The organism is Halorhodospira abdelmalekii (assembly GCF_016583625.1).
Lineage (GTDB): Bacteria > Pseudomonadota > Gammaproteobacteria > Nitrococcales > Halorhodospiraceae > Halorhodospira > Halorhodospira abdelmalekii.
Genome location: NZ_NRRN01000011.1, coordinates 16,723 through 32,781, shown reverse-complemented (window position 1 = coordinate 32,781; position 16,059 = coordinate 16,723). Strand labels below are relative to the sequence as shown.

The following is a 16,059-nucleotide window of genomic DNA, read 5'->3' as shown; positions in this document are numbered from 1 at the left end:
AGCAGACCGGTTACATTCGCAGCGCAAAAGACCGTACACTATCGCGCTCACCGCACCGAAGATGCCATTGGAGAGGCCCCTATGCCGAAGTTGATTCTACTGCGCCACGGGCAGAGTGAGTGGAACCTCGAGAACCGTTTTACCGGCTGGCAAGACGTTGACCTTAGCGAGCAGGGGGTGCGCGAGGCACGCGCTGCTGGCGAGTTGCTGCGGCAACACGATCTAGCGCCCGAGATCGCCTTCACCTCGGTGCTCAAGCGAGCGATCCGCACGCTCTGGCTGGCCCTTGAGCCGCTTGACCGGATGTGGATCCCCGAGATCAAGAGCTGGCGGCTGAACGAGCGCCACTACGGCGGTTTGACCGGTCTGAATAAGGCCGAGACCGCTGCCCAGCACGGCGATGAGCAGGTCCACATTTGGCGGCGCAGCTACGATACGCCACCACCGCCACTTGCCGAAGACGACCCGCGCCACCCGCGCTTCGATCCGCGCTATAGTGAGCTCAGCCCCGAGCAGCTGCCGGCGACCGAGTCGCTCAAGCTCACCCTAGAGCGCGTCTTGCCCTACTGGGAGCAAGAGATCGCCCCAACAGTGCAGCGTCATGAGCGCGTGCTGATCGCCGCCCACGGCAACAGCCTACGCGCCCTGGTCAAACACCTCGACGGGCTCTCCGATGAGGCCATCATGCAGGTCGAGATCCCGACCGGGGTCCCGTTGGTCTACGAACTCGATGCCAACCTGACTGCCACCAGTAGTGCATTTTTAACGGCCGAATCTTGAAAGATGACTGAGCGTACCGATCACAGCACTAGCAATGCCGCAACCGCGGTCGCAACAACCACTCAAGCCGCTGCAGCTGAAGCCGCAACCGACGACTGCCTGCTCGCCGAGGCCTTGCGCCAACGCGCTGCTGCGGCCGCCGGCCCTTTCCCTGCCTCACGCAAGATCTACATCGAGGGCAGCCGCCCCGATCTGCGTGTAGCAGCGCGCGAAGTCGAGTTGACCGCAACGGCGACGCCGCAAGGGCCGCGCCCGAACTCGCCGCTGCGACTCTACGATACCGGCGGCCCCTACACCGACGCCGCAGCCGAGCTCGATCCGATTCGCGGTATTGCGCCGATCCGAGCGCCGTGGATCGCTGAGCGCGGCGCCAACGCCCCGACGCAGCTCAGCTATGCGCGTGCCGGCATCACCACGCCGGAGATGGAGTACGTCGCCCTGCGCGAGGGGCTCAGCAGCGACTTTGTCCGCGATGAGATCGCCCGCGGGCGCGCGGTCATTCCGGCCAACCCCCACCACCCCGAGGCCGAGCCGATGGCAATCGGCCGACACTTTAAGGTCAAGGTCAACGCCAATATCGGCAACTCGCCGCTGGGCTCCGATATCCCCGATGAGCTCGAAAAGCTCATCCACGCGGTGCGTTGGGGGGCCGATACCGTCATGGATCTCTCCACCGGCGAGGCAATCCATGCCACCCGTGACTGCCTGCTGCGCAACTCACCGGTGCCGATCGGTACCGTGCCGCTCTACCAAACGCTGGAGGAGGTCGGCAGCCCCGAGGCGCTAAGCTGGGAGCGCTTCCGCGACACCCTCATTGAGCAGGCCGAACAGGGGGTCGACTACTTCACCATCCACGCCGGAGTCCGCCAGCAGCACGTCTCGCTGGCTCGCCAGCGACTGACCGGGATCGTCTCGCGCGGCGGCTCGATCATGGCCCGCTGGTGCCAGGCGCACGGGCGCGAGAGCTTCCTCTACGAACACTTCGATGAGATCTGCGAAATCTTAGCGCGCTACGACGTTACCATCTCGCTCGGCGATGGGCTGCGCCCCGGCTCCGTTGCCGACGCCTCTGATGCCGCCCAAATGGCCGAGCTGCGCACCCTCGGAGAGTTGACCCAGCGCGCCTGGGATCGCGATGTACAGGTGATTGTCGAGGGACCGGGACACATCCCGATGGATCAGATCGAGGCAAACATGCGCGCCCAGCGCGAGGCCTGTTTCGAGGCCCCCTTCTACACCCTCGGGCCGATCGTCACCGACATCGCCCCTGGGTACGATCACATCACCTCGGCGATCGGCGCGGCTCAGATCGGCTGGCACGGCACCGCGATGCTCTGCTACGTCACCCCGAAAGAGCACCTTGGACTGCCGAACGCCGACGATGTGCGCACCGGCATCGTCACCTACAAGGCCGCTGCACACGCCGCTGATTTGGCCCGCGGCCTACCCGGCGCGCGCGCGCGCGACGATGCCCTCTCGAAGGCCCGCTACGAGTTTCGCTGGGAGGATCAATTCAACCTCTCGCTCGATCCGGAACGGGCTCGCGCCTACCACGACGAGACGCTGCCGAAGGAGACGCACAAGGAGGCGGCCTTCTGCTCCATGTGCGGGCCGCGCTTCTGCGCGATGGCGATCAGCCGGGAGCTCTGACCGTTGGCCTCCGGGACTCTGTCATACGGCTGAAGCATGGCGGCGTTCACACGGCTAAGGAAGGATCGAAGCCTCACAGATCGACCCGATAGAGCGTGACCGGCTCCTTACGCCCCTTCACCTGGACCCGGTCGACCTCGATCAGCGGCCACTCGGTCTCGATTCCGGCCCGGGTGTGCTCGCTGATCAGGAGCCGCGAGCCGTACTCTTTGGTCAGCGACTCGATTCGCGCCGCCAGGTTGACCGCATCGCCGATTGCCGTATAGGCGCGCCTATAGTCGGAGCCCATGTCGCCGACATTGGCCAAACCGGTATTCAGGCCGATACCGATATCGATCTCAGGCAGTCCTTCGGCACGAAAGACCACTTTCAGACGATCGACCTCCTCGAGCATCGCCAACGCCGCCTGTACGGCGTGGCGCCGCTGATCGGGATCGTCCATCGGCGCCCCCCAAAAGGCCATGATCATATCGCCGACGTACTTATCGATGGTGCCGTGGTGCTCAAAGATGATCCGGGTCATCGGCGTAAAGAAGCGATTGAGAACCGCCTTGACATCGGCTGCATCGAGCTTTTCAGAGAGCGTTGTAAAGCCACGAATATCGCAAAAGAGCAGCGTGATCTCGCGGTTTTCGCCCTCTTGGCTGTAGGCCGCCGGGTTCTCGGCCATCTGCTCGACCAACTGTGGCGGCACGTACTCGCCAAAGCGCTGCCGGAGTTGGTTGCGGCGCCGATGCTCGAAGGCAAACCCCCAGATGAAATTCGTTGCCGTCACCGCTACCACCCCAGCGACAACCGACACATAGCCAAGGGCCAACTCCAACTCAACCCACGCCCACAGATTCCAAGCGGTAAAGCCGGCGATCAGGAGAGCGGCCAAAATCAAACCCAGCCACGGCGAGAGGAAAGGCAACGCCAACACGGCGACCGCGCCGAGCGCTATAGCACTGACCAAATCGGCCCCCTCGACCCATGCAGGACGCCGCGGAAAGGAGCCCTCTAGCATGGCGTGGATGATATTGGCATGGACCTCGACCCCCGGCATGGCACGATCGAGAGGCGTCGGGCGAATGTCGTAAAGCCCTAGCGCACTGGTCCCTAAAAGCGCAATCGAGCCCTCGAGCGAGCGCGGCGAATCGACCTCGGGTGAGAGCAGATCGGCAGCACTGATATAGGGGAAACTGCCACGCGGTCCTTGAAAGGGCACCAGCACCTGCCCTTGGTGATCGGTTGGGATATAGAGGCTGCCGAGACGCACCCCTTCAAGCGTCAGGCGCTGCCCCAGCGGCGCGGTATCAAGCTGCAGCGCCGGCAACAGGTGGAGTTCACGCACCGCCTCGACCGACAACGCGCTATAGAGCGCGCCGTTGTAGGCAAGAACCATCGGCACTCGCCGAACCACACCGTCGCCATCTGCGAGCACCGTGAAGAAACCGGCGCCGTGCGCTGCCTCCTGAAACTGACGCCGATTGCCGGTGTAGGCCGGCATTTGCAGGACGCTCAGTGGCAGGCCGTCGATCGTCAGCGAAGGGTGCAGCGGCTCCGGTAAGACCCCGTCGTGCTCGCCAGTGACATCGCTATGGAGGATATAACCGAGCACGCTATCGCCGCGAGCGAGCTGCTCTGCAAGGCGCCGATCACCGTCAAAAGCCGGCATCAGCGACTCGATTCGCTGTCGCATCGCGGCGTCGGCATCGTCCCCAACGGCCTGCGCAACACGCTCGGCGATGTTCCGCTCTGCCTCGGCAAAGACGACGTCAAAGGCGACGACGGCCGCTCCCGCCTCCTGAATAGCTGCGACCAAATCGGCGACCCGCTCACGCGGCCACGGCCAGCGACCGACGGCACTCAGGCTCCGCTCATCGATATCGACGATCACTACCTGCGGGTCATCCGGTGGCCCCGGCTGCGTCCAGTTTAAACGCTGATCGTAGAAGAAGTTTTGCGCGGCAACAACGGCGCTATAGAGCGGCTCGCGCTCGGTGTGGATTGCGACGAGGGTGACGGCCAACACCACCATACCAAGGCTCAATGGGGTGAGGCGGGCACGGAGGCGTGCGAGCATCTGCCTGAGTTCTCCCTTTGATCAGTAAGCAGTTTCAGGGAACCGCACAACGCACAACCATCCACAGGGGACCGCCCCGTGGATCCCAGTCACTCGGCCTGCGCCCCAAGCCCTCCCCAAGACCTGCAGCAACGCTCTTCACTTACGGCTGATAGCCAGGGATGTCACGCTCATCGACCGTATCGATCAGTTCCGAGCGCATAAACTGCTCGGCATAGCGCCGATAGACGCCTTCGCGGATAAAGAGATCGAAGAGCTGCGGGTCAAGGTGCCCCTCCTTGGTCATAAACCCCATGATCCGTACCGCCTCACTGAGTTTCTTAGCCGACTTATAGGGGCGATCGGCCGCCGTCAGCGCCTCGAACACATCGGCAATTGCCATCATGCGCGCCCGCATCGACATCTGCTTCCCCGGAATACCGTCTGGATAACCGGCCCCATCGATGCGCTCATGGTGTTGTACAGCGATCTCGGGAACACGCGCTAAGTGCTTAGGAAAAGGCAGTTGCTCTAACATCTCGCGCGTGACCTCGACGTGCTGGCGCATAATCTTCATCTCGTCTGCACTCAGCGTCCCGCGTCGAATCTTGAGCAGCTCGGCCTCCTCGGCGCTCAACAGCGGGCGTCGTTCACCGTTGAGATCGGTCCACGTGTAACGGGTCGCGATTGCATCGACACGCTCGCATAGATCGTCTGCCATAAACTCGCCGCCGAGATTCGCTCTGCGCAAAAAGGCCAAATCGGCCTCCAACTGGCCATGGAAGGCGCGCAGCTGCGCGGCGAATGCAACATCCGCTGCACCGTCGGCCGCTCCAGGTATATGCTCCTCCAGCGGCGTACTGCATCTCTGTCCACCAGCCGCCACAGCCGCTAACGGATCCTTGAGCCACTGCAGCTCGTACTCACGACAGACGACTACGGCGCGCGTTGCGATCTCGGCAATGGCGTCGCTCTGACGTTCCAATTTAGTCGATTTATTAACCACAGCTTCAGGTGTGGTAATCTTCCCGCAGTCGTGGAGCCAAGCAGCAAGCCGAAGCTCATCGTACTGGTCGCGGTTCAGCTGATACTCGGCCAGCGGTCCTTGGCAGGTGGCGCAAGCTGCGTCGGCGATCATCAGGGTGAGCTCCGGAACCCGCTCGCAGTGCTTGCCGGTCACGGGGTTTTTGCGGTCGATGCTTTTGGCGATGACCCGGGTAAACGCGGCGAAGAGTTCGCGCTGGGCATCAATCAGAGTTTGTTTAGTTAGGGCGGTAGCTGCCTGCGAAGCTAGGGCACCGGCGATGCGTGCATCGCGCTCCGAGAAGGAGATGGTCTCTTTCGTTGCTGGGTCGATCGCGTTGATGAGCTGCAACACACCGATGACCGTATCCTCATGATCGCGCATCGGTATGGTCAAAAAGGAGCGCGAGCGATAACCGGTCTGACTGTCGATGCGTCGGGTGCCGGAGAAGTCGAAGCCCTCGGCGCAATAGGCATCCTCAAGGCGCACCGTCTCACCGAAGACGGCGACGTAAGCGGCGACGTTTTTACGATTGGGGCTGCCGTCCTCCAGATAGAGGGGCAGATCGGGAAAGGTAACCGGAACGCCGCTGCGTCCGCCAAGTCGCAAACCTAAGGTAGTGTTGTGAACTGTAGCAAAGCGGAGCTGATCGCCGGCGACGCGGTAGACCGTACCGGCATCGGCGCCGGTCAGATAACGCGCACCGTCGAGGATGCGTTCTAAGAGCGCATCGAGATCGGTCTCAGCGGAGAGCGCGGTACCGATCTCGAGCAGTCGCTCAAGGCGGTCGTCGCCTTCATCCCCGTTACATACGGGCATCGACTTTGCGGACGACGAATCGGGCGAGTGCGACATGACGGAAGACCCCGAGTGGAGTTGATCTGCATCGACAGCAATACTACACCACAAAGATCGCATCCGAAGGAGAGAAGCAAACGGCATGGAACTACGAGCGCTCGGAGCCAGCGGCAGCATTAGTGCAGGGATGCGGACGACCGCCCTGCTGATCGACGACACACTGCTGATTGATGCCGGTAGCGGCGTTGGCGATTTGTCCCTGAACGCGCTCTGCGCGATCACGGATGTCGTTTTGACCCACGCCCACCTCGATCACGTAGGCTTCCTGGCGCTCATGGCCGATGCTCGAATTGGCACCGTCGCCCCGACGCTGCGCGTCCATGCCTTGCCCGAGACCATACAGGTGCTGCGCGAGCACCTCTTTAATGACGCGCTGTGGCCTGACTTTACAGCCTTGCCCTCTCCCACGGCCCCCGTTTTGTCGCTACACCCCGTCGCCCGGACAGAAGGATTGACCCTGGGCACTCACCACATCACCCCCCTACCAGCCCAACACGCCATCCCGGCGATGGGGGTTGCGATCAGCACCGCCGAGACCTGCGTCGCTTTTAGTGGTGACACCGGCCCATGTCCGGAACTTTGGACCGCACTGCAGCAATTCGAACACCTCGACGGCCTGATCATTGAGTGCGCCCTGCCAGATAGATTGGAGCGTTTAGCCGTACAGATCGGCCATTACACACCGCGCTTGCTGGCAAAAGATTTACGACAACATCTCGCACCGGAGATCCCCGTCTGGATTAGCCACCTCAAACCGAGTGAAGCGCAACAAATCGCCTTCGAGTTGGCGGAAGTTCTGCCTACGGAGCGCATCCGCTACCTGCGCTGCGGCGAAAAGCTGCACTTTGGCCGTGGCTGCACACCCCACGCACATATCTCTGAGCTTGATTTTCAATGAGTAACCAACAAAAACAGGCGCTCCTCGCGACGACTGCTGGCAACGCCATGGACGACTCCCGATGCCGTGTGAGGCAAGTCGGTCTATACTGGCAGCCGGTCTGTACTGGCGCCTGAAGGAGCGGAAAAGGCCGCTGTTCCCAAGTTTCAGGGCAACCAACTACGACTCTGTCACTTAACCAGTGCCGGCGGAGCACGCCCTATAAGGCACCAGAGACCAGGACAGCACCAGAGACCCGGAGGAGACAGCGAAACCCGCTGCGAATGTTGCCTTTTCTCTCATTGGGAGGGGCTGCAAACAGTGTGAAACTTCTCAGCGGATCCGTGCGATAGATATTACCGAGACCAGCACCTTGTCCCAACTCAGTGCCTCCAGCCCCCTTAAGGTACGCTCGTTGATACTAGCAGTGCTGATACTGCTGGGGTCTCTTTTTGTCGCCCCCCTCCTCGCCCATGAACCGCAAGACCACCTAGAGCAGACCATTGAGCGGCTCTACGACAAACAGCAACGCGGCGATTACGCTGCAGCGAATGAGTTAGCACGCGCGGCTACGGACGATTTTGCCGGCATTCCTGCATTCGATCTCGCCGCCGGACTGGCCCATCTAAACGCCGGCGATCCACAGCTTGCGGCGCGCGCCTTTGAGCGGATAGTCATCGTCGAACCGACTCACGACCGTGCCCGCTTGGAGCTAGGACGTGCCCTCTTTTTGAGCGGCGAACTCACCGCCGCACGAACCCAATTCAGCAGCGTGATCGACCGCTCACCACCGCCTCAGGTAGCAGAGCGAGCTCAGCAATTCATTGCAGCGATCGATCGACGCTTGGCGGCGCGGAGTCCGACGACCCGTTTCTGGGTAGAGGGTCAAGTCGGCTACGACAGCAACGTTACTGCCGCCAGTGACGATTTAATCCAGCTCTTTACCGTGCTCGGTCCTATCGGCATCCTCGACAAGGCCGAATCGGACTACTTCTATGCCGGACATGCCGGCGGCGCCTACCACACTCCGTGGGTTGCTGATCGACAATGGCGACTTCGTAGCCACTTTCAGCACCGCCGCTACCGCGATTTCACCGATTACGACCAAACTTTTCTCCAACTACACGGCTCTCGCGTTGTGAATGCCTCAGAACGCAGCCTTTACCTCTTCGGCGGTGAGGTGCAGCATGTTCGCCTCGACGGCGACAATTTCTTGTCCCGCTTTGGCCTCTCGCCTCGGCTCCACCGACGCCTCGGCGCACGCACCCAACTTCGTATCGAAGCGGCACTCAGCCACACCCACCACGCCCAAAATGAAGACCGCAACGCGTGGAAGTTGGGCACTGCCGGGGGGATAGTACACGCTTTCGACTCTCCGCTGGGCATTGTCTCCTTCAACCGTCTAGGACTCAGCCGAGAACAGGCCAACTACGACCTCTACTCACAAAACGCCGCCGACCTCAGCAGCCACCTCCAGCTGAGGCTGACCCCGTCGCAAGCAGTAATGGCCTCGGCAGGATTGCGCTACCAGTTTTACGATCAAGCTGCTACGCGTCAAGATGGATCCCACTGGATCGCTCGCGGCGGCGATGAATCGACCGAACGCTCGCGCCTGATTCGGGCCACGGCGGGCTATAGTTTCAGTTTTGCATCGAGTGGCTGGAGCGTCCACACAACCGCTTCCCACCTCCGCAAACGCGCGAATATTACCCCTCTAGAGTTCGATCGCAACCAGGTTACCCTCTCGTTGCGCCACGATTGGGAATAAAGTGAGGCCACAGAGCCATGACCACAGCCCCCTCTCCGACCAGAACACGATCGCTGAACGGCCCCGCCACACTTCTGATGATCGGCCTCTGCTCATCACCTGCTGCTCTGTTCGCCGGCACTGGCGACCCAATCGGCATCGTTTTAGCGACCCGCGGCGAGATCGAGGCGAAGCGCGAAGAGGAGAGTCGAGTATTGTTGCGCCGCGATCCAATCTTTGTCGGCGATAAGGTCATCACGGGCGCCGACGGGCGTATACAGATCCGCCTTAACGACGACCAAAGCCTAACTCTCCGGGAGAACACCCGCCTGCGGTTTGAGCGCTATTCGTTTGACGCCGAACAGGGTGCAGGCGAGAGCCGAAAATCTCTTCTTGAGGGCGGCATGCGCGCCATCTCTGGGGCCATCAGTGGCGAGGAAAACTACTCCATCGAGACACCGGTCGCCATCATCGGTATCCGCGGCACAACTTCCGATGTCGCTCACGACTCAGACTTTGGCACGATGGGCGGCACCCCGAGCGGTGGCGGCTGGGCGCAAAACAAGGGCGCGGTAGGTGAGCGTGTCAACGTCGGTGAAGGTGAAGAGAGCGATTATTACCATATAGCGGATGCCGACACCCCGCCTCGTTTGTTGCCGATGCGACCTAGAGAGTTGGAGGGCTTGGAAGAGGAGTTCGACGAGGACGAAAATGGCTCCTCCACAGGGGCTCTCGGCCCTTCTGAGCATGACGAAAGCAGTGCCGAGGACGTGGATGAGGACGCCGCTTTCGCAAATGGTGCCTCCCCTCCCTCCGACGAGGAGACCGACACAGGAGTATCGCCTCCCGCCACCGCTGGTGGGGCCACTTTGGCATTCGCCCTCCCTCCACCAACCGAAGAATCGGAGGCAGGCTCGCCCTCATCGTCACAAGGATTTAATACGGAAAACGACCCCGATCTCTTGCAAATCGAAGAGTATTTACCCGGACCAGGACCAACGCCCGAGCCTGAACCTGAGCCCGAACCCGAGCCCGAACCCGAACCGCAGCCAGAGACCGCTGCCGAGCCAGTGCTTCCCGCCGAGGCCCTGGCCGAGACGGCGGCGCTGCCTGACCTGCCCGAGGCCGATACCTTCATCGAGGGAGAGCAGGCCGCCGAGCCCGGCACCGCTGGGGATGTCACCGACGATTTCCTCGCCGCCATCCACCGTGCCCTGCAGCAGGAGCGGCGCTATCCGCGGGCTGCGGAACGGCGGCGCCTCGAAGGGGTGGTGCAGCTGACCTTCGAGATCGACGCCGAGGGGCGCGTAACGAGCTGGCAGATCGAGTCAGGCTCCGGGCACGCGCTGCTTGATGAGGAGGTCGAGCGGATGATTGAGGCGGTCCGCTTCCCGGTGATTCCCGAAGAGGAGGGGGTGAGCCGGTTGGCGTTAACGGTGCCGATCGAGTTCCGCTTGCGCTGAGCGCTACGCCTCCTCGTGCCAGATATCTCTTCCTGCTGGCTAGCAGCCTGTCGGTCTTTATTTGAAAATCGTTGATCATAAAGAATTTTAGATTCGGGCCAAAAAAAACCTTTGTCGATCAGGGGGGTTGCAATCTAAGCCCGACAGGCTGCTAGCGGCCAGATATAGGCCAGATGCCGGCCAGATAAAGGCCATATGGCCGCTAGATATAGGCAATATCGCGCAAAAAGAGCGCGATCTGCGGGAAGAAGATGACTAAGATCGTCGCGATCAGCATGATGACGATAAAGGGCGGAGTCCCGCGGATCACCTCCAGGTAAGGTCGTCGAAAGACCGCCATTGCGGTAAAGAGATCGACCCCGAAGGGCGGGGTGGCCGAGCCGATCGCTGCCTGCAGCACCACCACCGTCCCGACGAGCACCGGATCGAGGCCGGCGCTCGCCACCAGAGGGGCGAGGATCGGGGTAAAGATCAGGATCACGACGATCGGGTCGACGAACATACAGCCGGCGAAGTAGATCGCTGCGATCGTCAGCAGCGCCAGTTCGGGGTGATCGCCGACCCAGCCGATCAACGGCGTGACGAGCTCTTGCGGGATCTGCGCAAACGAGATGGCGTAGGCGAAGGCCTGTCCCGCCCCCACCAGGATAAAGACGACAGCGGTGATCAGGCCGGTCGAGCGTGCTACCGCGAAGAGATCAGCAAGCCGTAGGCTGCGGTAGATCACGAACTCCAACACCAGCGCATAGAGCACCGACATCGCCGCCGCCTCGGTCGGGGTAAAGAGACCGCTGTAGATCCCGCCGATGACGATGACCGGCATCCCAAGAGCCGGCAGCGCGCGCAGCAGCGCCCGCCCGCGTGCCCCCCACGCGGCGCGCGGCTCCGCCGGGATGCCGTGCCAGCGGGTGTAGATGTAGCACCAGAGGCTGATCAGCAGCATGATCAGCAGCCCCGGGCCGATCCCAGCGATAAAGAGCTCAGCCGGCGAGGTGCGTGCTACCACGCCGTAGACGATCATGCCGATACTCGGCGGGATCAGCAGCGCGACATCGCTGGCGTTGACGATCAGTGCCAGGGTGAAGGGGTCCTTATAGCCGGCCCGCAGCAGTCGTGGGCGCAGCGGTGAGCCCATCGCCACCACGGTCGCTTGGGTCGAGCCAGAGACGGCGCCAAAGAGGGTACAGCTGACGGCGGTGGTGATCGGCAGACCGCCGCGCAGGTGGCCGAGGGTGGTGCTGACCAGATCGAGCAGGGTGTGGGCGGTGCGCCCCCGGGTCATTAGATCGGCTGCGAGGATGAACATCGGTACGGCCGAGAGCACTACCGGCTGCACGCCGGTAATCATCTGCCGAATCAAGTCGCTGGCATCGAGAAAGGGCAGCTCGATGGCGATGACCAGCAGCGCGCCGACAATCAGCGGCACCTTCAGCGGGAAACCGGCGAGCAGCAGCAGCACCATGATCGCTAGAATCAGCGCCGTCATCATCGCGGCCGATCCTCGTCGCTGTCGGCAGGGGGTGCCTTCCGGCTGCTGCCACCATTCACCCCGCGACCATTCGCCCCGTGACTGCGCGGGTCGTGCCCCCCGTCGTCGCAGCCACTGCGCGGCGTTACCTCCTCGTAGCGCTCACGCTCGGTAAAGGAGCGGTAGAGTTCAGCACTACTCAGATTGCGCCAGGTCGTCAAGGCGTACTGCAGGGCGGCGAGCCAGAGGCCGATCGGCACGATGAGGTAGCCGATCCAGACTGGGATATTGAGCGCAGTGGTGACCCGCCCGCCCTGGTAGACATCGATCACGTAGAGCGTGGCGTAGAGGCCCAGATAGCCGAGCAAGAGGGCAGTGCCGCTGCTGACGAGCAGCGATAGTCCCTTGCGCAGCCGACCGCGCAGTTGATCGTAGACCGCTGTCATGGCGATGTGGCGGGCGTGGCGCACGGCGTAGGCCAAACCACCGAAGGTGATCCAGATCATCAAGATCTCGGTCAGCTCCGAGGCGCCGGGGAGGGTGGTGCCGCGCACGTTGCGCAGCAGCGTATTGGTGATCGAGACTGCCGCTAGCGCCAGTACACCGGCGGCTAGAATGAATGATTCGAGCCCGGCGATCCCGCGGTCGATGCGCTGAAGGTAGCGCGTAGCGGCCATCAGCAGCCCCCTTGGGCGAGGTTCGGGGGCTCATTCTTGCAGCCTTCGGGGACAGATTTCAAATCTGTCCCCCCCTGTCCCCCTTGTGGTACGGTAAACTCCAAAGATCCCACTGTCTGTAGCGCGGGGGAGGTGTCAGCCATGCACCGAGTAGCCCATCGAGTAGCCCATCGAGTAGCCTTGCCCATTGTCTTCCGCACCAGCGGCGCCCGCTCCACCCTCTTCGGCGGTCTGCTGATCGTCGCCCTCAGCGCGCTGGCTCTCACCGGCTGTGCCGATAGTGACGAGACGCGCCAATGGCGCATCGCGCTTGAGGAGGTCGAGGGCAGCATCCAGCACCAATACGCTAAGCGTTTTGCCGAGGAGATCGAAGAGCGCACCGACGGTCGGGTCGAGGTGCAGATCTACCCCTATGGGGTCATCGGAGATATCGATGATATCTACGAGCAGCTGCAGAACAACGCTGTACACTTCGCTTTCGGTTCGGGGCTGCTGGGCTCAACAGTGCCGGAGAGTCAGCTCTTTAGCCTCAACTTCGTGCTCAGCGACGATGAGTGGATCAATGCCCGCGCCCTCAATGACCCCGAATTTTTATGGGGTGACGATCTGCAGCAGGCCTACCGGGAGCGGCGTCTGCAACTGCTCGCTTTAGTGCCGGAGGGGTGGCAAGTCTGGAGTGCCAACACTCCGATCCGTGCCCCGGGCGATTTCGAGGGGGTGCAGATTCGCACCATGGACAATCGCTTGCTGCGTGAGACCTATCGCGCCTACGGGGCCGACCCGACACCGATGGAGTACGGCGAGCTCTACAGTGGCTTGCAGCAAGGCGTCGTTGATGCGGCGATACAGCCCTTCTTTGCTCACCAGGAGATGGGCTTTTACGAAGTCCAGGACTATCTAATCTCGGCGCGCCAGGCGCAATTCATCGCCAGTTTTATGGCCAGTGCGCTCTTTTTTGATCGCCTCAGCGCAGAAGAGCAGCAGATGCTGCGTGAGATCACCGCTGATCTGGTCCCCTGGGCGCATGAGGTGCAGCAGCGGGTGAATGCCGAACGGCTTGAGCAGATCCAGGCCAACTCCGATACCGAGCTTATCGAGTTGACCGACGAGGAGCGCGCCGTCTTTAAGGAGTTGGCGCGCCCGTTGCGCGCCCGTTTTACCTCCGATGTCGGTAGCCGCGCCGAGCGTCTGCTGGCCCAGCTGCTTGACGCCGTTGAGGCGGCCGAAGCGGAGTAGTCCCCGGCATTGCCCGGCACCTTCTGGCACTGTGAGTAGCGCCAGAAGTGCCAGAACAGTGCGCGCTAATGTGGAGAAGATCGCATGGTACAGACTGAATCGACGATGCTGGAGTTGGGCACCGAGGCGCCGGACTTTGCCCTGCCAGACACCGAAGGGCGCACCGTAACCCCGGACGATCTGCCGATCCGCCATGGGCTGCTGGTTGCCTTTATCTGCAACCACTGCCCCTTCGTGCTCCATCTGCGCGAGGAGTTGGCGCGCCTCGGCCATGAGTGCGCCGAGCGCGGCGTGGCCATGGTGGCGATCAGCGCCAACAATCCAGAGACCCATCCAGCCGATAGTCCGGAGAAGATGGCCGAAGAGAAGGCCAACGCCGGTTACCCCTTCCCCTACCTCTTCGATGGCGAGCAGCGGGTGGCACAGGCGTATCGGGCCGCTTGCACCCCCGACTTCTTCCTCTTCGATGCCCAGCGTAAGCTCTACTACCGGGGCCGTTTCGATGAGAGCACACCGAAGAACGGTCGGCCGATCACCGGTACCGACCTCTACGGGGCGCTTGAGGCGATGCTGCGCGGCGATCCACCACCGCAGCCGCAATATCCGAGTATTGGTTGCAACATCAAGTGGAAGGCAGGGAACGAGCCTGACTATTAGGGCGTCGGCGTCAGCCTTCGCTCCGATCTCTTAGGTTGGGTGTCGGTATTCGCCGTCCGCCGTCGATCCGTCGTCAACCTGCCATCAATTGATGCTAAACCCCAAGACCCAGGGCGCGATCAAGTAGGCGGCGGCGGTCGCCACGATCGCCCCTGCCAGGGTCAAGAGGGCGCCGGCCCGGACCATGTCGGGGACGGTAATGCGCTCGCTGCCGAAGACGATGGCGTTTGGCGGGGTCGCCACCGGCAGCATGAAGGCGGCCGAGGCGGCCAAGGCGACTGGGATCGCCAGCAGCAGCGGGTGAACGTCGATCTGCAGCGCCAGTGCCGTGACCAGTGGCAGGAGCGTTGCCGCCGTCGCCGTATTGCTGGTGACGTGGCTCATCAGAGCGGCCAAACCGGCAATGATCAGGACCAGTGCTGGAATCGGCCACGCCCCCAAATCGCTCAGCAAACCGGCCAAGTAGCCGGCCAAGCCGCTGCCCTCAATCGCTACACCGAGACTCAAGCCGCCACCGACGAGCACCAGCACTCCCCACGGCAGTGCCCGCGTATCCTCCCAATCGAGCAAAAAGCGCAGCTTTAACCCCTCTGCGGGGACCAAAAAGAGGGCGAGGGCGCCGATCAAGGCGATCCCGGCGTCGCTGAGAATAACCCCCTCCGGCACGATCCCCTCAAGCCAAGGTCGCGAAACCCACGCTACTGCGGTGAGCAGAAAGATGACTGCGACACGCCGCTCGGGGGTCGTCAGGCGACCGATCTGGCGCCGCTCACGCTCGATCAAGTCGGCCACCCCGGGAATCGGCTGGCGCGGTAGTGGGAACGACCAGCGGGTCAACGTCACCCAGGCAAAGGCGAGCATCAACAGACTGACCGGCACGCCGATCAACATCCACTGGCCAAAGCCCACCTGAATGTCGAACCGCTCCCCCATGTAGCCGGCCAAAAAGGCATTCGGCGGCGTGCCAATCAGGGTGCCGAGACCACCGATATTGGCGCCAAAAGCGATCCCGAGCAGCAGTGCCAAGGTCAACCGTCGGCTCTTCTCCCCTGAGTTATCCTCCACCAGGGCAACGACCGAGAGGCCGATCGGCAGCATCATCGCCGCGGTCGCCGTATTGCTGACCCACATCGACAGCAGAGCGGTCGCCCCCATGAAGCCGGCGACCAGCAGATCGTCGCGCCCCCCGGCGACACGCAAAATCACCAGCGCGATGCGCCGGTGCAGCCCCCAGCGCTGGATCGCCATAGCGATCAAAAAGCCGCCGAGAAAGAGCAGGATCATCGGGTTGGCGTAGGGGGCGGCGGCCTCCTCGGGGCTTGCGACACCGAGTAGCGGCAGGCAGACGGCCGGCAGCAGCGCCGTCACCGGGATCGGCAGCGCCTCGGTGACCCACCATATCGCCATCAGCACGGTCAGAGCGGCGACCCGCCAAGCGAGCGGGTCGACCCCCTCCGGTGTGCCGCTTAACAGCATCGAGACGGCGACCAGCGGCCCCAGTGTTAAACCGATCCAGCGTCGCAGCGATGCGCTCATGCAGCTAAACCCACAGTCTCCAGCAGCCTCCCCGGTTTAGAC

General features: G+C 62.4%; 12 protein-coding genes. 7 read left to right on the top strand and 5 right to left on the bottom strand.

Going from position 1 to position 16,059, the window contains the following annotated elements; all coding sequences use genetic code 11:
* Nucleotides 1-90: 90 nt before the first annotated feature.
* Both gpmA and thiC read left to right on the top strand, forming a co-directional pair.
* On the top strand, nucleotides 91-780 hold the full coding sequence (gene gpmA / locus CKO15_RS03995) for a 2,3-diphosphoglycerate-dependent phosphoglycerate mutase (protein ID WP_338035990.1): 690 nt from the start codon (nucleotides 91-93) through the stop codon (nucleotides 778-780).
* Nucleotides 781-783: 3 nt separating this feature from the next.
* Nucleotides 784-2,430, top strand: coding sequence for a phosphomethylpyrimidine synthase ThiC (gene thiC / locus CKO15_RS03990; RefSeq protein ID WP_200192751.1), 1,647 nt, complete (start codon nucleotides 784-786; stop codon nucleotides 2,428-2,430).
* Between the two features lie 73 nt (nucleotides 2,431-2,503).
* Here the strand turns inward: thiC and CKO15_RS03985 are convergent, their stop codons facing one another.
* On the bottom strand, nucleotides 2,504-4,495 hold the full coding sequence (locus CKO15_RS03985; RefSeq protein ID WP_200192749.1) for a CHASE2 domain-containing protein: 1,992 nt from the start codon (nucleotides 4,493-4,495) through the stop codon (nucleotides 2,504-2,506).
* Between the two features lie 142 nt (nucleotides 4,496-4,637).
* On the bottom strand, nucleotides 4,638-6,317 hold the full coding sequence (locus CKO15_RS03980; RefSeq protein WP_200192747.1) for an HD domain-containing phosphohydrolase: 1,680 nt from the start codon (nucleotides 6,315-6,317) through the stop codon (nucleotides 4,638-4,640).
* A 121-nt stretch (nucleotides 6,318-6,438) separates the two neighbouring features.
* Here CKO15_RS03980 and CKO15_RS03975 point away from each other — a divergent pair, with 121 nt between their 5' ends.
* The 3 genes from CKO15_RS03975 (at nucleotide 6,439) to CKO15_RS03965 (ending at nucleotide 10,443) form a co-directional block, all read left to right on the top strand.
* Nucleotides 6,439-7,254, top strand: a complete 816-nt coding sequence (locus CKO15_RS03975) for a 3',5'-cyclic-nucleotide phosphodiesterase (RefSeq protein ID WP_200192745.1) — start codon at nucleotides 6,439-6,441, stop codon at nucleotides 7,252-7,254.
* A 406-nt stretch (nucleotides 7,255-7,660) separates the two neighbouring features.
* Entirely contained in the window at nucleotides 7,661-9,001 is a 1,341-nt protein-coding gene (locus CKO15_RS03970) for a tetratricopeptide repeat protein (RefSeq protein WP_200192743.1), read from the top strand.
* A 17-nt stretch (nucleotides 9,002-9,018) separates the two neighbouring features.
* On the top strand, nucleotides 9,019-10,443 hold the full coding sequence (locus CKO15_RS03965; protein WP_200192741.1) for a TonB family protein: 1,425 nt from the start codon (nucleotides 9,019-9,021) through the stop codon (nucleotides 10,441-10,443).
* Nucleotides 10,444-10,645: 202 nt separating this feature from the next.
* Here CKO15_RS03965 and CKO15_RS03960 read toward each other — a convergent pair whose 3' ends face one another.
* Nucleotides 10,646-11,932 (bottom strand): TRAP transporter large permease, encoded by a 1,287-nt coding sequence (locus CKO15_RS03960; protein ID WP_242464548.1) that lies wholly within the window; start codon nucleotides 11,930-11,932, stop codon nucleotides 10,646-10,648.
* On the bottom strand, nucleotides 11,929-12,588 hold the full coding sequence (locus CKO15_RS03955) for a TRAP transporter small permease (RefSeq protein ID WP_200192738.1): 660 nt from the start codon (nucleotides 12,586-12,588) through the stop codon (nucleotides 11,929-11,931). The genes CKO15_RS03960 and CKO15_RS03955 overlap by 4 nt, the downstream gene beginning before the upstream one ends.
* A 141-nt stretch (nucleotides 12,589-12,729) precedes the next feature.
* On the opposite strand from CKO15_RS03955, the gene CKO15_RS03950 reads away from it, so the two are divergent.
* Together CKO15_RS03950 and CKO15_RS03945 are read left to right on the top strand one after the other, a co-directional pair.
* The gene (locus tag CKO15_RS03950) at nucleotides 12,730-13,824 is read left to right on the top strand and encodes a TRAP transporter substrate-binding protein (RefSeq protein ID WP_200192736.1); all 1,095 of its coding nucleotides are present in this window, start codon (nucleotides 12,730-12,732) and stop codon (nucleotides 13,822-13,824) included.
* Between the two features lie 84 nt (nucleotides 13,825-13,908).
* Nucleotides 13,909-14,481, top strand: coding sequence for a thioredoxin family protein (locus tag CKO15_RS03945; protein WP_200192734.1), 573 nt, complete (start codon nucleotides 13,909-13,911; stop codon nucleotides 14,479-14,481).
* An 84-nt stretch (nucleotides 14,482-14,565) separates the two neighbouring features.
* On the opposite strand, the gene CKO15_RS03940 is transcribed toward CKO15_RS03945, so the two are convergent.
* Entirely contained in the window at nucleotides 14,566-16,017 is a 1,452-nt protein-coding gene (locus CKO15_RS03940; RefSeq protein ID WP_200192732.1) for an SLC13 family permease, read from the bottom strand.
* Nucleotides 16,018-16,059 lie beyond the last annotated feature (42 nt).

What these genes read in the sequence shown, in the direction of transcription:
- thiC (WP_200192751.1), top strand. Translation starts at nt 784, where the DNA reads ATGACTGAGCGTACCGATCACAGCACTAGCAATGCCGCAACCGCGGTC.
- CKO15_RS03985 (WP_200192749.1), bottom strand. Translation starts at nt 4,495, where the DNA reads ATGCTCGCACGCCTCCGTGCCCGCCTCACCCCATTGAGCCTTGGTATG.
- CKO15_RS03980 (WP_200192747.1), bottom strand. Translation starts at nt 6,317, where the DNA reads ATGCCCGTATGTAACGGGGATGAAGGCGACGACCGCCTTGAGCGACTG.
- CKO15_RS03975 (WP_200192745.1), top strand. Translation starts at nt 6,439, where the DNA reads ATGGAACTACGAGCGCTCGGAGCCAGCGGCAGCATTAGTGCAGGGATG.
- CKO15_RS03965 (WP_200192741.1), top strand. Translation starts at nt 9,019, where the DNA reads ATGACCACAGCCCCCTCTCCGACCAGAACACGATCGCTGAACGGCCCC.
- CKO15_RS03960 (WP_242464548.1), bottom strand. Translation starts at nt 11,932, where the DNA reads ATGATGACGGCGCTGATTCTAGCGATCATGGTGCTGCTGCTGCTCGCC.
- CKO15_RS03955 (WP_200192738.1), bottom strand. Translation starts at nt 12,588, where the DNA reads ATGGCCGCTACGCGCTACCTTCAGCGCATCGACCGCGGGATCGCCGGG.
- CKO15_RS03950 (WP_200192736.1), top strand. Translation starts at nt 12,730, where the DNA reads ATGCACCGAGTAGCCCATCGAGTAGCCCATCGAGTAGCCTTGCCCATT.
- CKO15_RS03945 (WP_200192734.1), top strand. Translation starts at nt 13,909, where the DNA reads ATGGTACAGACTGAATCGACGATGCTGGAGTTGGGCACCGAGGCGCCG.
- CKO15_RS03940 (WP_200192732.1), bottom strand. Translation starts at nt 16,017, where the DNA reads ATGAGCGCATCGCTGCGACGCTGGATCGGTTTAACACTGGGGCCGCTG.